This window comes from Fluviicola taffensis DSM 16823 (assembly GCF_943372375.1).
GTDB lineage: Bacteria > Bacteroidota > Bacteroidia > Flavobacteriales_D > Crocinitomicaceae > Fluviicola > Fluviicola taffensis_A.
The window spans coordinates 343,365-358,802 of the sequence record NZ_CALRYJ010000002.1 but is presented as its reverse complement, the minus strand read 5'-3'; the positions used below and the strand labels follow the sequence as shown (position 1 = coordinate 358,802).

Sequence of the window (15,438 nt, the reverse complement as noted above, 5' to 3'; positions counted from 1 at the left end):
TTTGGTTGCGTTACTACAACACTATTCACTATGCATCAAGAACGAAACCTCTATTCCCTAGGCGAAAGCTACGGAATTCCGACATCCTTAAACGAAACAAGACAATCAGAACGCGAATATTTGTTCTTAAAGTCTTTCAGCTGTAATCATTTCACTGCACTATCATGACCGGATCAACCACTTTAGATGTAGTATTGGGATTGGTATTTGTCTATTTACTGTATTCCCTGCTGACAACGATTCTACAGGAAGCTCTAGCAAACGTATTAAGTTTCCGGGCAAAATTTCTTCAGAAGGCAATCATTCGAATGCTGGAGGATGAAAATGCCAAAACGGCTGACACGCTATTAAATAGGATCGGAGCTTTTTTTCGTGTGATTTTCAGGAAAAATGTTACGAGCCAATCACTTCCGCTAACGGAAGCTTTTTACAATCATCCGCTGATCAAATACCTGGCGGAAGACGATTACAAAAACAAACCTTCTTACCTGACTTCCCGGAATTTTTCGCAAGCCATGCTGGATCTGTTGAAGGGGAATGATTTTGCCGCAGGGGATGATCCCGGTAAATTCATTAAAACAGCACTGGAAAGTGGAGTTACGCAATGGAAGAGTAACGGAAAACCCGTGCAGATCAATGCAGAAACGCTGAGTTACCTGAGAGCTCTGTGGGCGGATGCACAAGGAGATGTGGCCAAATTCCGGACAGCGCTTGAAGAATGGTTCGATGTGACGATGGAGCGGACCACCGGCTGGTACAAAAAGCATACACAGGGCGTATTGCTGATCCTCGGCTTTTTAATTGCCATGCTTTTCAATGTTGACACGATCAAACTGGCGGGTACATTATCCAAAAATCCCGAGCTACGGGAACAGGTTATCCGACAAGCCGATAATTACATCAAGACGCACAAGGATCTGCTGAAAGAAGGAGACCAGAAGACTGAAGCTTCTTTACAAAGGCTGCAAAAACGAGCGGACAGTCTATTGAAGACAGATATAGCTGACGTGAACAAAGCACTGGGAATCGGCTGGAAGTGTACATCAGTGAAAGAACATGAGAATAAGTGTTTTCATGGTAAAGATGTCTGCATTCGGTCACACCTTCGGATTGATACGATCATTGGTTGGCTGATCACCGCTTTTGCCTTATCGCTTGGAGCACCTTTTTGGTTCGACCTGCTGAATAAACTGATGAAACTGCGGGGAACCATCAATTCCGGAAAGGACGACGGGAAGGAAACGAATAGCTCAAAACCGACACCAACTAATATCAAAGGGTAATGAAAGTAACTGTCACGGATTTCCTGAATGTCAGGGTAGGCAAAGCGAGCCTCAATGCACCGACCTACCAGTACCTTGCCCCGGGAACCATCCTGGAAGTGGAAGACGCTACTTACAATGGTGATGTATTCGAAGGGAGCAATCAATGGCTGAAAGACAAGGCGGGCAACTATTACTGGGCTGGCGCAACAACCTATTCTGTTGCCGGAATAATCAATCCTGCATGTTATGACGCCTGGCATTTAAAAGACTACAAGATCAAAGCACTGCATGATAAGGGATTGAATGGACAAGGAACGACTATTTGTATCGTTGATTCAGGAATTGTAGCCACTCATCCGGGATTCGATTACACGAAAATATCCGGAAAAGGTTTTATGGATCAAGTCATCACGAATGATTACAAAGATGACCATGGTCACGGAACGGAATGTGCCGGAATCACTTCCGCAAATGGCAAGAAAGTGCTAGGCATTGCTTTCGAAGCAAATCTGAGAGCTTTCAAAGGCTATTCAAACATCAGCTCAGAGGAAGTAGATATGATCTGTGCGATAGAAAACATCCCGCTGGATGTGGACGTGGTCTCCATTTCCTACGTTTTTGTGGATGTCAAGTTGCTTGACAGAATGACCCGTGCCATATCAAGGTTAATCAATGCAAATATCATCGTTATCGCAGCGCATGGGAATACCGATACTCCACCAAACCTGTTGTCATCCATCCCCGGAGTAATCTCAGTGGGCGCGGTAGATGAAAAAGGCCAATACGCACCATACACCTGTAAAAACGGGACATTTACCGTCCTAGCACCGGGTGTGAATATCCAAACGACTAATAAAACAGGTTATACTACAGATACCGGAACGAGCTTTGCAGCTCCATTCGTAGCTGCAATCTTTGCACTGCTGCGGCAAACCGACAAAACATTCAGTCCAGCCCAGGCACTGGAATACATCAACAACAACCACACATTTTCAAAAGATGGGTCAAAAAAAATCATCGATCCTTCAGCCATACTCAAATTCTAACTTATGAAAACATTCCTGACAACTCTTTTAGTTACATTCTGTTGCCTGACCTTAACAGGTCAAAGCCTGATTGAAGACGCATTTACCCTGAAAAAACTGATCGATCCAAAAACCGGTCAATTCTATAAAGGGGATTCGACAAAAAAAATAGTACTCCCTTTGTTAAATAAAAAATACTTCAACGAAGAACCGGATTCTTTGTTGACATCTTATACCCAGTTATTTGATTTAACAGCGAAAGGGGGGATTGAAGAAAATCCTTTTTTACATGAGCAGACTCCTTATGTTGCCGGGCCTGTTAGTAAATCTAAATTCGATGAATTCCTTTCCAACGGTCTTTCCTCCATCGGAGGAGCAGACGTAACCCAGTTTGCGAATGCGTTGGCAAGCTTTATGGTCAAACGGGCAAAAGAAGAGTTGACCATGACCTTCTTTGATAAATTCAAGGAAGACCTTGAAAAGAAGGAGTTTTCCGAATTAAAAATCTTGTTTCCGGCAACTTACAAAACCTTAAAAGCCTTTGACGAGAATACGACTCAATACAATGCTTATCTGCAGGTTCTGAGAGAAGCATTCGAAAAAGACCTTTCACAGATGACGGAACACATCCCAAAGGTTTGGCAACAGGAAAAATACCGGGCATTCTTTGCAGACCATCCGGAAATTCTTGAAATACTGAATCTGGCGGGAGAATTATCTGCCGTTCTTGCCAATGGAAAACATCCCGGAAATGCCATCCACAGTCTTGCAGTAAAAAGTTTAGCAGAAGATACAGATACTACCATTTCGAATATTAAAAATACGGTCCGTTTCCTGGATTTGATCCTGCAGTCATTCCGCACTTCGAAAAGCGGAGGGAAGTATTGGGTTTCAGCCGATACCCTGGAGATGCTGGCAACAGACCCAATCTTGCGAAAGATTTACCTGGGACTCCTGGTGCAGAAAGAGAAAGGGGAAGAATACAAGATTGTTTTCAAAACTAAAGATGGAAGTTCCGTACTAAGAGAACGACTCATTGATTCAGTAGCTATTGCCAATAAGGATGTAGATCAATTAGTGGATTACTTCCAATCCCTGGCTCCGAAAATCGATGATGTTGAGCGGGATTTAAAGCTGGTTCGTGAAAATAAAGGAGCAGACAATCAACATTTGTACGACCTGTTCAATTCATTCATTAATTTGACCGAAGCTTCCTTTGAAATCGAAAATGTAAATCTTATCACAAAGAGCATTCCCAACTTTAAGGTTCCTGAATACTTCAAGTCGGGGATATATATCAGCCGCTTGTCTAACGAGACTTACATCGATATTGCGAAGAAAAACTACGGGTCAGCAATTATCAATGTCAGCCTGTTAGTGGATACGGTGCTGGGAATCATCGACAGTCAGAAAAGTTTGAATAGACTCAAAGATTCTATAATGCTATATGCCGGTACCTGGAAAAGCCTGGACTCACTGGTTGTAAAAGGAAAGGAGAAAGAAATCTTCCGTCTTATCAAATCAGCTCTTGCACAGGATAAAAATATACTGGATGATTTTGATAAATTGAAGAATTTCATCAAAGATTCCACTTTAAAAGCAAACCTGAGCAGCTACATTGTGGCTAGTTTAGCCGACAAAAATCAATCTGAAGCCATGCAGAAAGTTCTTCGCTACGGTACACTGGCAGCCAATCTTGTGGGGGCTAAGACGGAAGAAGAAGCTGAAGCTGCCATAGAAGCCATTGCATTACCAGCGGGAAGCGCCCGAATCAAGAAAGAAATGAAGGAAAGTATCTCGCTAAACTCCTATCTGGGTGGTTTTTATGGAAGTAATGACGGTTTTAAACACGACAATTCGTATGGTGTGACAGGCTTGGTAGGAGTGGGCTATAACTGGGGTGGATGCCGGAAAAAACCAAAGAATCCCGGATCGTATTCCATTTTCGTAAGCGTGATCGATGTCGGTGCTTTGGCGACATTCCGCACACAAAGTGATACTTCGGACTATAAATTAAAGGTAAAGCTAAACCAGATCGTTTCTCCGGGAGTCTTTTTCATTTATGGCTTTCCGGGAGCGCCTATTTCCTTCATTGCGGGATATCAATACGCACCTTTCATTTCCAGCGTCAATTCGGACAATTATACCATAAAATCCAATCCGGGACGCATCACTGTAGGGATTACAGTAGATATCCCATTGATGTCTTTTTATAATAAGTCGAGGTGATACCCTGAAAAGAAGAACGCTTAAAAGGGAGAGCTGTTGGAATCAGACTGACAGCTCCGGTTAGATTCATTTAATTCAGTTATTTTCACTCATTCAAACTCAAACAAATTACCATGAGAGCACTTCTTTTCTGCATACTTATTTCGGCAAGTTCCTACGGGCAAGTGATGAAACAGGAGAACTCCTGCATTTACATTGCCTCCTACAATATTTACACCTTTGGACTAAATAATAGCATTCAGGCATACAATGCAGCGAAAGTGTTATCATCGGGTGATTTTGACTTGGTTGCAATTCAGGAAGTCATGAATGTCAAGGGTGAAAATGCCGTTAACCAACTGATCACCTATCTAAAGGATTCCTTTAATCTGAATTATAAAGCAGTTATCAGTCCGAATATCGGTGACGGTTTTAGAGATCAAGAAAGAATTGCCTTTGTTTATAAACCCGATGTCCTTTCACCGGAAAAACAGAATGGAGCTGCCTACCAGGTAATAGACGTTCCGGATGGAAGAGATTTTGTCTTCACCCGTTGGTCAAAAGGAACCTTCAATTTTGTCCTTGGTTCGGGGCATTTGTATTATGGGAAGAATAAAACCAAAGTTGAAAAACAGGAAACTTTGGAACGGAGACTCAAGGAACTGGAGTTGGTTTACGGATTTTTTAATGACCCGCTTAAACAATTTGGGGACGAGGACCTGCTGTTCGTTGGAGATTTCAATCGCGCAGCAATGGTGGATGATTACAAGCGAATCAAGTACGACTTGTCCAAGTATTTCATTCCGAATATCGAGTTTTTTGACCCCGGATTAAACAAGGTGGGGCAGGTAAAAAAACAGCATATCAAGAACAAGGGAGTTCCAAACGACAATCCTAAATTGGTCTCATCTACAGTTGCAGATGGCAATACCTATGTCTATGATATGATCATCTGTTCCAAATCCTTATTAGACAACTATAACTCACCCCGCGACAAAGGAATATTCAATTCTGATTTTGGGGTGATTTCCTATGATGAAACGAATGGAATAGGATATATTCCAAATGCCAAGAGTCAGGCATCTCATAATGATCTGAAAGCAGCCTATTCCGACCATCGGCCGGTGTGGATCAAACTCAAGTATTGAGTTCGTCCTAATGGGTTCACCTTTTGTCAGTATGACTTGGGAATTCAGATCAATCCGCGCGTTTAACTGATAGGAGAGGAGTGCAATTTTTTCAATTATCTTTGAACCCATGAATTCGACGACATCTATTTTTTTAGCCATAGGAATTACGATTGGGATATTGATCGGTTATTCCCGTTACAGTTTAAAAAAGAATCGTTCAAAAAAAACGCCGGATCGGCCTTTTCCGCATCAATGGAGGGAGATTTTGGTTCAGCATGTGGCTTTTTATAATCGTCTGAACCCACCAAAAAGAACTCAATTCGAAAACCGGATCCACATCTTCCTGTTGAATGTTCAAATTGTCGGCATTGATACAGAAGTGACGCATTTGGACCGCATTCTAATAGCTTCCGGTGCGATCATTCCCATTTTCGGGTTTGATTCCTGGCATTATTCCAATCTGGAGGTGGTAGAAATTCATCCGGACAAATTCCTGATTCCCAACACACAGCAATATGCCAATGGACTGGTTGGCTGGGGAGCAATGGAAGGGAGAATCAAGCTGTCCAGAAAGGCGCTTGCTCACGGGTTTTACGATACCAATGACCAGAAAAATGTGGCCATACACGAATTTGTGCATGTCCTGGATAAGCAAGATGGAAACATCGATGGAAAGTTGAAAAAAGTCATGAATGAAATTGACATCATGCCCTGGCTGCAACTGATCAATAACAAAATCAACCACATTCATACGGGGAATTCGAGCATCCGCAAGTACGGATCGACCAATCATGCCGAATTTTTGGCAGTCGTAAGTGAATTCTTTTTTGAAAATCCGGAGAAAATGAAAACCGAGCATCCGGAGCTTTATCAAACCCTGGATCAATTTTACAATCCGAAGCCTAAATCGAAGAATCTACCGAAAGAGCAACAGAAGAATCCGCCAAAAGATCCGCGAGAGGTGAAATCGGCTTTGATGAATTGAGGGAGAATTCTGGTAGGAGGTAGAATCAGGTTTTATTTCAAAAGAGCACAAAGGTTTTTGACTTCTTTAATTACATTGCCCTATGCTAAAACTTATTATATCCAGCATTCTAGTAATAAGCTCCATCTTTTTGACTTCGTGTGATGGCAATCGTTTCACTATTCAAATTGAGAATAAGAGTGTTGATAGTATTCAGGTAAATTATGTCCGATTGGATTTCACAGATAGTCTTTACATAGGTGGATATCCTGGGATAACCCCTAGTTATACCGTTAGATCAATTGATCAAAAATATGATAGTCTTACTAAAACATATACTTTTTTCATCCCTCCAAAAAGGACTTGTACACTTGTGAATGTTATGAATCAGGATTTGGATCATCTTTCCGATTTCGTATTGTGTAAACGATTAGAGATCATTAAAGGATCTGACACTATTATTATAGCCAGAAACAGAGGAACTTCAAATATATTTAATCAATCGAATGAAAAACATGAAGCAACCTGGACTTTAGTTGTTGATTAAAAATAGATTTAATATTGGCGACAGAACAGCTCCTCGTCCAAAAATAAGCTCAGAAACCTAACTGAACGATGATATTGCAAGCGCAAAGCCAAAAGAGATCAGATGATTGCGTTTTTCATAGATTGATTTTAAACAAAGCTTCTGAAGTAGTGTAAACCTTGGTTATTTGACGACTAATCCTGATTATATAAAAACAAAATCGCACTTTTTTTTGTTAAAATTCACCTAGCACTTGTTTCGTACGAAAAATTTCCTACCTTTGAAAAATGAAAGCAAAAAGCCTTGAAAATAATCCGCAATCGGAACCGACAAAATCAGAATTGGAGATCTTGCAGGTTCTTTGGAAAAACGGTCCTTCAACAGTTCGTTTCGTAAATGACTATCTGAACGAACAGAAACGCGCCGTACAATATACTTCTACATTGAAGCTGATGCAGATCATGACTGAGAAAGAAATGTTGCTGCGCGATGCATCGAGCATGAAGCATATTTACAGCCCGGCAATCGAAGAAAATCAAACGAAGACCGTTTTATTGGACAAGTTCATCGATACGATGTTCAACGGTTCAAGTACCAACCTGATGATGCAGCTGCTGGGGAACAAAAAAACCTCACAAGAAGAATTGGATGCAATCCGCGCCATGCTCGATCAACTGGACAAAAAATAAAAACTTTTAAAACCCGATACCATGAATTCTTTCGTGAACGACTCACTTATTAAAGCAGTCAGCTGGACATTGATCCATTCGCTTTGGCTGGGACTCGCAGCCGCCATCGTGGCAGCACTTATTCTTTTGCTTACCAAAAAAGCCACTTCGGCAATCCGATACAATTTGCTCGCAGGAGTGAGTATTTTATTCCTGGTGACCATCGGTTTCCTATTCTATAACGAATTCGAAACGCAAACACCGGTTTTACAAGCGGATAAATCGGTGAAAACCCATCTTCAAACGGAACCCCTTGTTTCAGTTTCCAGTCCAATCATGAAGGAAGAGGCTGATCCGCCGCAGCAGACACTTTCAATGATCACGGAATTCATCAGCAAATCCGGTTCCTGGATCGTTTTTATCTGGTTTGTCGTTTTTATTTTCAAATGCATCCGAATGACGGGGGATATCCGGCAGGTTTACCGGGCACGAAATTACCAAACGGTTTCTCCACCGGAAATCTGGCTGAAACGTGTGTCTGAACTTCAGGTTTCACTCCGGATCAAACGCAATGTTCAATTATTGGAGTCCAAATTAGTATCGATTCCATCGGTAACAGGATTCTTCAAGCCGGTTATTTTGGTTCCGGTGGGACTGTTGAACAATCTTCCCCAAGATCAGGTAGAAGCTATTTTACTGCACGAGCTTGCACACATTCGCCGCAGTGATTACGTAGTCAATCTCATGCAAACCTTCATTGAAATCTTGTTTTTCTTTAATCCCGGGATTTTGTGGATTTCCTCCTTGTTGAAAGACGAACGTGAAAATTGCTGCGATGATTTAGCTATTAGCGTTACAAACAATAAAAAAGAATTTGTTAATGCCCTGATTTCCTTCCAGGAATACAACCTGAATACACAGCGGTTCGCCCTGCAATTCGGTGATCAGAAAATGAAGCTGGCAGACCGTGCAAAACGGATTCTTTTCAACAGCAACAAGATGCTCAGTATCCGTGAAAAATACTTTCTATCTGCTTGCTTAGCCATGAGTGTTGTTCTCTTTCTGGTGATTTTGAACGTGAATTCCTCTTCCGCTCAGGAAATTAAAGGACCTACTTCGGAACTCCTCGGTGATGACAAATACAATCCAAAGGACATTCCGGAAGGAACTTCCATCCGATATGTAGATAATGTGAAAGGGAAGGAGTCTCACGTATACATTTTCAAGAATGATGGCGTGCTGTACCAGGTGCCGGAAAATTTGGAACATTTTAAGGTCGACGGTCAATTAATCACCGGAAAAGATCGGGAAAAACACCTTCCTGAAATCAAGGAGTTGATTGCCATGTATGAATCAGCCATTGCTACCGACATTTCAGAAGAAGAACGCATCATTGATGAGGCATCCAGCATAATAGACAAACACTCAGCAATCATTGACAAGCATTCAGCAGTTATTGACGAACATGTAGCGGTTATTGACAAACAAGTAGAGATCATTGATGCCGAAACCAGCAAAAAAGACGGGAAGATTGACTGGAAAAAACACGATGAGGCACAGCGCCGGATTGAAGAAGAACAGGCGAAGATCGAAATCGAATCGAAAAAAATCGATCGCGAAGCCCGCAAAATTGACGAACAATCACGCAAGATTGATGAGCAGTCGCGCAAGATCGATGCAAAAATGAAATTGCAGGAAAAAGAGCTAAATCGCTTGGACTTAAAAATACCACCTATAGCAAAGGATCCGAAATCTACTGCTGATTTACCTCCCTTATCACCCGGCAAAGATATTACTCAAGTGGTTATGGACGATCTGAAAAAAGCCGGTTACAAAGGGAAAATCGATTCCTTCGAACTGAACGAGAGAGCCTTGATCATTAACGGAAAAACCCAATCCGAATCGCTCTTCGGAAAAGTAAAAAAACACATCAAACCTGGTATGCGCATCGTATACAACATTGATGTGGATTAAAGCATGTCTAAAACAAAGCCTAAGTAGGACATGAGTACAGTTAAAGATGAAAGCCCCGATCGTAACATGTCGGGGCTTTGTTTGTTAGTGTCTTAGGAAGAAAGAGTCTGAATTAGTTGAAATGAAGAAGTACATACTTTGTTTCATAATATTTCATCAAAAGCCAACAGGGGCGTATATTTTGGAGAACACACAAAGAGAGACTCCTGATATCTCTTTGTTTTTTTGGGGAGAGTATTTGTTTATTCTATGTAACCAATAACACATTGAGACATTCATTATACATGAAATTTTATCTGTTACTGCTATTCATTCCTTTCGGATGTCTTGCTCAATTTCCATTTGACACACAAAACGGTGATTTTCACATGAACCAGCGACAGAAAATGTTATCTCTGGGTTTTCACAATGTAGATGTAAAAGTCGTTAATACCGAAACAGGAACAGGTAATGAGGTCCAATCCTGGGGAATGTGGAACACATTCGACGACAGTAATAGAGTAATTGTAAAAGGAATTCTAAACAATCGCGGAGATTCCACTCAAACTACTATTCGCTATCACAGCAATGGAAAAAGACACAGTGAAACAGAGCTCAACGGATACGGAAAAGTATTTTATTATGATGAGATTGACTCTTTGATTCGGGTTGAAAACATTCCATCTCGATTGATACCACATTTGTATTTCTACGATCAATTGAACGATTCCACCACACGGGTAAGAATCTATTACGATGATAAGGACCACTTTATTAGCTCTCAGGTTTATGTGAGGAATGGCAATACCGTTTATTGCACTGATTCCAGCGCAAGTACCGGAGAATGCTATCAATCAAAGCGCGTTATGAATGAGTTTGGACAAACTGTTGAATTCCGGAGCCAACAGCATAATACTACACGGCGTTATACTTACGACAGCTTGGGAAGAACAATCAAAGAGGAACTTGAGCGTGATTTTGGGCAAGGAAAAGGCTGGGAATATTTTTTCACTTACGACACCAACGGTAATCTAATCCGGGAAGTCATGCAAAACGACGACCAACTCACTGTCATTCGGATCGACTATGAATTCAGGGACGGGTTTCTCGTGAATGAAACGTTTTGTGATTATTCTGAAGACCCAATAGATACATTTACCACCTACATTTATTATTCCAATGGTTTGCTAAAAACCGCCACAAAGATGTCTGGCGAGCATGAAGAAATCGCGATTGTGAAGACTTATACGTATCATTAAACCGATTATTCAGAAATCCTCTTCAACTCATTCAGCGCCTTTGGCCAGGCTTCGTCCATGTGGGAAATATACTCGTCTACCATATCTACTTCAACTGTTACGCGCGTTCCTTTTACTGTGGGCTCAAAACGATAATTTTCGTGGGCTCCTTTCCAACTTTCCACTGCTTCTCCTTCTGTTATTTCGACACCTTTTTCCAACATACCATAGTGTTCAATGGATACATATTTTCCCGGGTCATTTTCAGCAATACGGGCAAGCATTCCACTTTTAATGCCATCTTTCGATATCCCGACGAACGCAATCTTATCACCTTTATTCCATCCACCTTCCCAGGAAGAATTTGGGCTGAAAGGCACCGTCCATTGTTCGTAAGTATGTTTGTCACTCAGGCCAAGCATGTTGTCATAGACTTTTTCGGGCGAGGAATTTATTTCGATGTTATAGTTTAACTTTTTCATATTGAATGCTATTAAATGAGAGACCAGCAGAACCAGTCAGATTAAATTTAGAGAAAATGAGGATTAAGAAAACCAAAAATGTATAAATTCGGTTAATTGTTAAAAGGGTTAATTCTATTTCGATCATGCAACTGTACTGCAAAAAATGCAACCATAAACTGACTGTGATGGAATTACAGCAGGTGTCTTCAGATCAAGCAAATCTAGAAGACCAGGCAGCTCTGATTGGTCCGGGACTCTACCTAAACGCCAGCGAAATAGAAATTATTTTTGAAAAACAAATTGATTTCCTCGTAAATGAAGAAAGCGTCAGACTTAATAATCATAAAGATTACAAGCTATTGACAGGTTGTTGCGGACCGGGTGATTTAAGCGTTCTGAACCAGGTTTGCCCGAATTGCAGTGCCGAAATCGGCGTAATTGTAGCAGATTGCTGGCTTCCACATTTCATTGGAATTTCGGAAGAAACTGTGAGTAAGGAAGCTTTGTGGTAGCGTTATCTCGAAGCGATACTTCTTTTATGTTCATATAGCTTGGAGAGAGTCGGAAGATGCATTTTCTTTTTTTGAGGAGGAAAACGGACATTGAATCCCATCAATCGAAGCTCTTGTCGAATTAAAATCACTAATTTGTTAGCTGATTGACTCAAAACTACCATCGTCTTGAACCAAACAACACTCCAATTGTAAATGAATGTATGCGATTACTCCTTATATGTATGCTCTTCTCTTTTCAAAGTTTTGCTCAACAGGACAGTTTGAACGCCAGGATCTGCAAGGCAATCCAACATGCGAAGAAACCAGTAAATAGTCCGCCGATTTACTATTTTCCATTTTACAACGATATTCAACTCATAGAAGTGGACTATTACACTTACTCGCAACGCGAATATATAACACGATTCGTTAAACCATCCAAAGACCCGTTATGGTATTCCAAACATGTAGATGGTGAACAAACGAATGGATACATTCTGAGGAATTCAAAAGGAAAGGTGTTGAAAGCGTATGGAATCAACATAGACGGTATCTATTTGCTTCCTCCGGATGAAGCGCCGATCATAACGCACAAGGAACATTTGAACTCCGTAATGAGTCTATACGACGATCAATCGTTTACATGGAAAGACGGGAACGGTTATGGGTATCGGTTTGCTGTTATTACTAGCAGAGAACGAAGAACTGAAATGCCGGAACAGGCGTATCATATATTCGGGATGCTGGACACATTGGGCAACGTTGTTATTCCACCCGCCCAGCGCACGATCGAATATTTTCAAGGAGAATATTTAGCGATGCTTGATATTAGCAACACGTACGCCATTTATGACAGTACCTTTAATAAAACCTACGGTTACTGCGTTGATGCCATCGAACGCATCGAATACAATCGGTATGTGAGCTATGGTGAAAATGGTGGAATCATGAATCGCAACGGTGAATTCATGATAAGCTATCCATTTAAGAGCCTTGAAAAAAGTCGTTTCAGTACCGATTTTATCTATTCAACAATCGAAGACCGTGAAACTAAATTTGGGATCCTATCTAACGATCTGACCTTTAAAACAAACCCCATCTACAGAAGGGTTGGTGCTCTTCCAACCGGTTACGGAGTCTTGACAGCAGGCAGCAATAAGTTAGCTATCCTGAACATGTCGGGTCAGCAGATTACCCGATTTGAATTTGAACCATCCGGAGATTTAGAAAATTCTGATGGGACGTTTATTCTTTTAAAAATGTCGGATGAAGGTAATAAGTACGGTATGATCGACACATTGGGGAATACCATTATTCCATTCAGGTATGACAAGATTCACCCCTTCAGCAATGATCTGGCTATCGTGGAGCTGAATAAAAAAATGGGCATTGTAGATCGCACGGGGAATGTCCAAGGTGAAATGGTGTATGATCAAATTATCGTGATTGATAAAGAGAAAATTCAAGTGAAAATAGATAATCGAACTGGATACATTGATCGAAATGGAGTAGTGGTAGACCCCTTAAAACATAAAGGTTTTGAGTCCTTAGACCCGAAGTTTATCCACTTTACCGGCGCCCATGAATCACGATGGATTGTAAATTCCGTTACGAATGATACCATGACCATACTTCATGAAGAACATTTTGGAAAACAGGGATTTGCCCGTGTAACGCGAGGCGGAAAATTTGGAATGATAGACAGAACAGGGAACATTGTTTTGCCCATCGAATATGATTTGATTGATCCCTTTAGAAATGACCTTTTGCTCGTTCAAAAGAATGGTAAATATGGATTGTTGAACGAAAAGTTGAAGGTAGTTGAGCGACTGATTCATCGTCATTACAGGATCTTACCGAATGGTAAGTATGAATTTTACAAGACTCAGCGCAGGTAATGAAACGCTTTTCGGAAATGGAGTAAGTGCGGTTCTTGTATATAACAGGTCCTATCCTATTATTGCGATCTATTATTATAGCTTGGGTACTCGGGCTGGGGAATTCTGGTAGGAGGGGAGGGCTTAGATTTATCTCATTTCAAAAGGGTGCAAACGTTTTATTCTTTCCCGGAGCAAATAGGCGAGGTTATTTTGTTAGGAGCTGTTACTATTGAAAAATAGTACATTGTAGTTTATACGCACAAGTAACAAAAACTATCATTATGGAAAACACCATCAAATCAGCGCAATTTTTAAAACTTGTTTTAGTGACACTGTTATGGCTTATCCCTTTTCAGAATGGGTTTGGGTGTAGTGGGTACAAAGTAACGCTTGGTAATAAAACCCTTTTCGGCAGCAATGAAGATGCCTGGAGGGTAACTCCTCATATTTGGTTTGAAAACGCAAGAGGGAAGGGTGAATATGGAGCAGCATTTACAGGTTCAAGATACGATGGAGAAAACGGATATGCGCCTCAATCCGGAATGAATGAAATGGGACTTGTCTTTGAAAGACTTTCTTCCTACCATCCAGAATCCAAAAAAGTGGCAAACCGAAAGCCGATCACCAATCCGACGAAGTATTTAAAAGACATTCTGCACAGGTGTAAAACAGTGGAGGAAGTTCAGAAATACATCAGCACATTTGACCACAGCTATTTTATGGAAGATATCTTTATCTACGCAGATAAATCCGGTAAATACCTGGTTGTAGAGCCTTACACCTTAACCATTGGAAGCGATCCATCCTACGTCATCTCCAATTTTTGTCCTTCGATTACTTCAAAACAAGACGCCAATCAACTGGATCGGTACCGAAACGGAGTTGCCTTTTTGAAAAATAAAATGGATACTACGCTTGAATTCTGTCAGGCTTTATCAGATACCATGCACGTATGTCGAGAAAAAATCGGCGACGGAACATTGCTGACTTCTATTTGGGATTTGAATACCGGAACAGTGAACCTGTATTTCTATCACCAATACAAAACTACCGTTCAATTCAACTTAAAAGAAGAGTTGGGGAAAGGCGATCATCTCATTGCGATTGACACCTTGTTTCCAAAAAACAGTGAATTCGAAAAATTGCGGAACTACAAAACCCCTAAAAATAACACGTTAATCGCCCTGTTCCTTATCGCTTCCGCAGGTTTGTTCTTATTTTCCTCCATCTATTTCCTGATCCGATATTTCAGAAGAAAACAAAATAGCAAATACCGGTACATTCAAGTATGGATGTCCCTTCTTGGGTTCCTAATGTTCTGTTATGTGGTAGTGTTATGCGTTGGCAGCATTAATCGTTTTTATTTTCCAGCGCCGTATAAAGATCCGGCAAGTGTTTTTATCAGTTTAATGGCATACACTCCCTTTCTGCTATTACTCATCATCATACCATTTTGCGTTATCAACTACAAACTCTTAAAAGAACAGAGCTGGAGTGTGTTTGCTAAAGTTCTATTTGCATTGAATAATCTTGTTTATATGATTCTAATCTGGCTTTTTGTTTATTGGGGATTTTATGGGGTTTTCAATTGATCGATACAATAGCGAGAAACAACCCGCGCTA

At 40.9% G+C, this 15,438-nt stretch carries 13 protein-coding genes; 12 read left to right on the top strand and 1 reads right to left on the bottom strand.

The genetic code is table 11. The features are described from left to right. The first annotated feature begins 164 nt into the window (after positions 1-164). The 9 genes from AAG807_RS04890 to AAG807_RS04850 all read left to right on the top strand — a co-directional run bounded on the left by AAG807_RS04890 (position 165) and on the right by AAG807_RS04850 (position 10,998). Positions 165-1,283: a hypothetical protein gene (locus AAG807_RS04890; protein WP_341901304.1), complete on the top strand. Its 1,119-nt coding sequence runs from the start codon at positions 165-167 to the stop codon at positions 1,281-1,283. Then, positions 1,283-2,311, top strand: coding sequence for a S8 family serine peptidase (locus AAG807_RS04885; protein ID WP_341901302.1), 1,029 nt, complete (start codon positions 1,283-1,285; stop codon positions 2,309-2,311). Before AAG807_RS04890 ends, AAG807_RS04885 begins: the two co-directional genes overlap by 1 nt. 3 nt (positions 2,312-2,314) lie before the next feature. Then, a complete protein-coding gene (locus AAG807_RS04880) occupies positions 2,315-4,519 on the top strand; it encodes a hypothetical protein (RefSeq protein WP_341901300.1) in 2,205 nt (734 codons plus the stop codon). A gap of 113 nt (positions 4,520-4,632) precedes the next feature. Then, positions 4,633-5,646 carry a hypothetical protein gene (locus AAG807_RS04875; RefSeq protein WP_341901298.1) on the top strand — a complete coding sequence of 338 codons (1,014 nt, stop codon included), beginning with the start codon at positions 4,633-4,635 and terminating at the stop codon, positions 5,644-5,646. 109 nt (positions 5,647-5,755) lie between these two features. Continuing rightward, entirely contained in the window at positions 5,756-6,613 is an 858-nt protein-coding gene (locus AAG807_RS04870) for a M90 family metallopeptidase (RefSeq protein WP_341901297.1), read from the top strand. Between the two features lie 82 nt (positions 6,614-6,695). Further along, the gene (locus AAG807_RS04865; RefSeq protein ID WP_341901296.1) at positions 6,696-7,139 is read left to right on the top strand and encodes a hypothetical protein; all 444 of its coding nucleotides are present in this window, start codon (positions 6,696-6,698) and stop codon (positions 7,137-7,139) included. A 266-nt stretch (positions 7,140-7,405) separates the two neighbouring features. Further along, entirely contained in the window at positions 7,406-7,807 is a 402-nt protein-coding gene (locus AAG807_RS04860; RefSeq protein WP_341901294.1) for a BlaI/MecI/CopY family transcriptional regulator, read from the top strand. 21 nt (positions 7,808-7,828) lie between these two features. After that, positions 7,829-9,760 carry a M56 family metallopeptidase gene (locus tag AAG807_RS04855; protein WP_341901292.1) on the top strand — a complete coding sequence of 644 codons (1,932 nt, stop codon included), beginning with the start codon at positions 7,829-7,831 and terminating at the stop codon, positions 9,758-9,760. A gap of 284 nt (positions 9,761-10,044) precedes the next feature. Beyond that, entirely contained in the window at positions 10,045-10,998 is a 954-nt protein-coding gene (locus AAG807_RS04850) for a hypothetical protein (RefSeq protein WP_341901291.1), read from the top strand. A 5-nt stretch (positions 10,999-11,003) separates the two neighbouring features. Here the strand turns inward: AAG807_RS04850 and AAG807_RS04845 are convergent, their stop codons facing one another. Next, a complete protein-coding gene (locus tag AAG807_RS04845) occupies positions 11,004-11,459 on the bottom strand; it encodes an SRPBCC domain-containing protein (protein WP_341901289.1) in 456 nt (151 codons plus the stop codon). A 167-nt stretch (positions 11,460-11,626) separates the two neighbouring features. Between AAG807_RS04845 and AAG807_RS04840 the strand changes: the two genes are divergently transcribed. The 3 genes from AAG807_RS04840 to AAG807_RS04830 all read left to right on the top strand — a co-directional run bounded on the left by AAG807_RS04840 (position 11,627) and on the right by AAG807_RS04830 (position 15,407). Beyond that, a complete protein-coding gene (locus AAG807_RS04840; RefSeq protein WP_341901287.1) occupies positions 11,627-11,953 on the top strand; it encodes a hypothetical protein in 327 nt (108 codons plus the stop codon). Between the two features lie 203 nt (positions 11,954-12,156). After that, complete coding sequence (locus AAG807_RS04835; RefSeq protein WP_341901285.1) at positions 12,157-13,833, top strand: WG repeat-containing protein; 1,677 nt, start codon at positions 12,157-12,159, stop codon at positions 13,831-13,833. Positions 13,834-14,096: 263 nt separating this feature from the next. Next, positions 14,097-15,407, top strand: coding sequence for a hypothetical protein (locus AAG807_RS04830; protein ID WP_341901283.1), 1,311 nt, complete (start codon positions 14,097-14,099; stop codon positions 15,405-15,407). Positions 15,408-15,438 lie beyond the last annotated feature (31 nt).

Bases quoted from the DNA above. Each gene is read 5' to 3' on its own strand.
- AAG807_RS04830 (WP_341901283.1), top strand. From the start codon at position 14,097: ATGGAAAACACCATCAAATCAGCGCAATTTTTAAAACTTGTTTTAGTG.
- AAG807_RS04845 (WP_341901289.1), bottom strand. From the start codon at position 11,459: ATGAAAAAGTTAAACTATAACATCGAAATAAATTCCTCGCCCGAAAAA.
- AAG807_RS04840 (WP_341901287.1), top strand. From the start codon at position 11,627: ATGGAATTACAGCAGGTGTCTTCAGATCAAGCAAATCTAGAAGACCAG.
- AAG807_RS04850 (WP_341901291.1), top strand. From the start codon at position 10,045: ATGAAATTTTATCTGTTACTGCTATTCATTCCTTTCGGATGTCTTGCT.
- AAG807_RS04885 (WP_341901302.1), top strand. From the start codon at position 1,283: ATGAAAGTAACTGTCACGGATTTCCTGAATGTCAGGGTAGGCAAAGCG.
- AAG807_RS04875 (WP_341901298.1), top strand. From the start codon at position 4,633: ATGAGAGCACTTCTTTTCTGCATACTTATTTCGGCAAGTTCCTACGGG.
- AAG807_RS04865 (WP_341901296.1), top strand. From the start codon at position 6,696: ATGCTAAAACTTATTATATCCAGCATTCTAGTAATAAGCTCCATCTTT.
- AAG807_RS04860 (WP_341901294.1), top strand. From the start codon at position 7,406: ATGAAAGCAAAAAGCCTTGAAAATAATCCGCAATCGGAACCGACAAAA.
- AAG807_RS04880 (WP_341901300.1), top strand. From the start codon at position 2,315: ATGAAAACATTCCTGACAACTCTTTTAGTTACATTCTGTTGCCTGACC.
- AAG807_RS04835 (WP_341901285.1), top strand. From the start codon at position 12,157: ATGCGATTACTCCTTATATGTATGCTCTTCTCTTTTCAAAGTTTTGCT.
- AAG807_RS04870 (WP_341901297.1), top strand. From the start codon at position 5,756: ATGAATTCGACGACATCTATTTTTTTAGCCATAGGAATTACGATTGGG.
- AAG807_RS04855 (WP_341901292.1), top strand. From the start codon at position 7,829: ATGAATTCTTTCGTGAACGACTCACTTATTAAAGCAGTCAGCTGGACA.
- AAG807_RS04890 (WP_341901304.1), top strand. From the start codon at position 165: ATGACCGGATCAACCACTTTAGATGTAGTATTGGGATTGGTATTTGTC.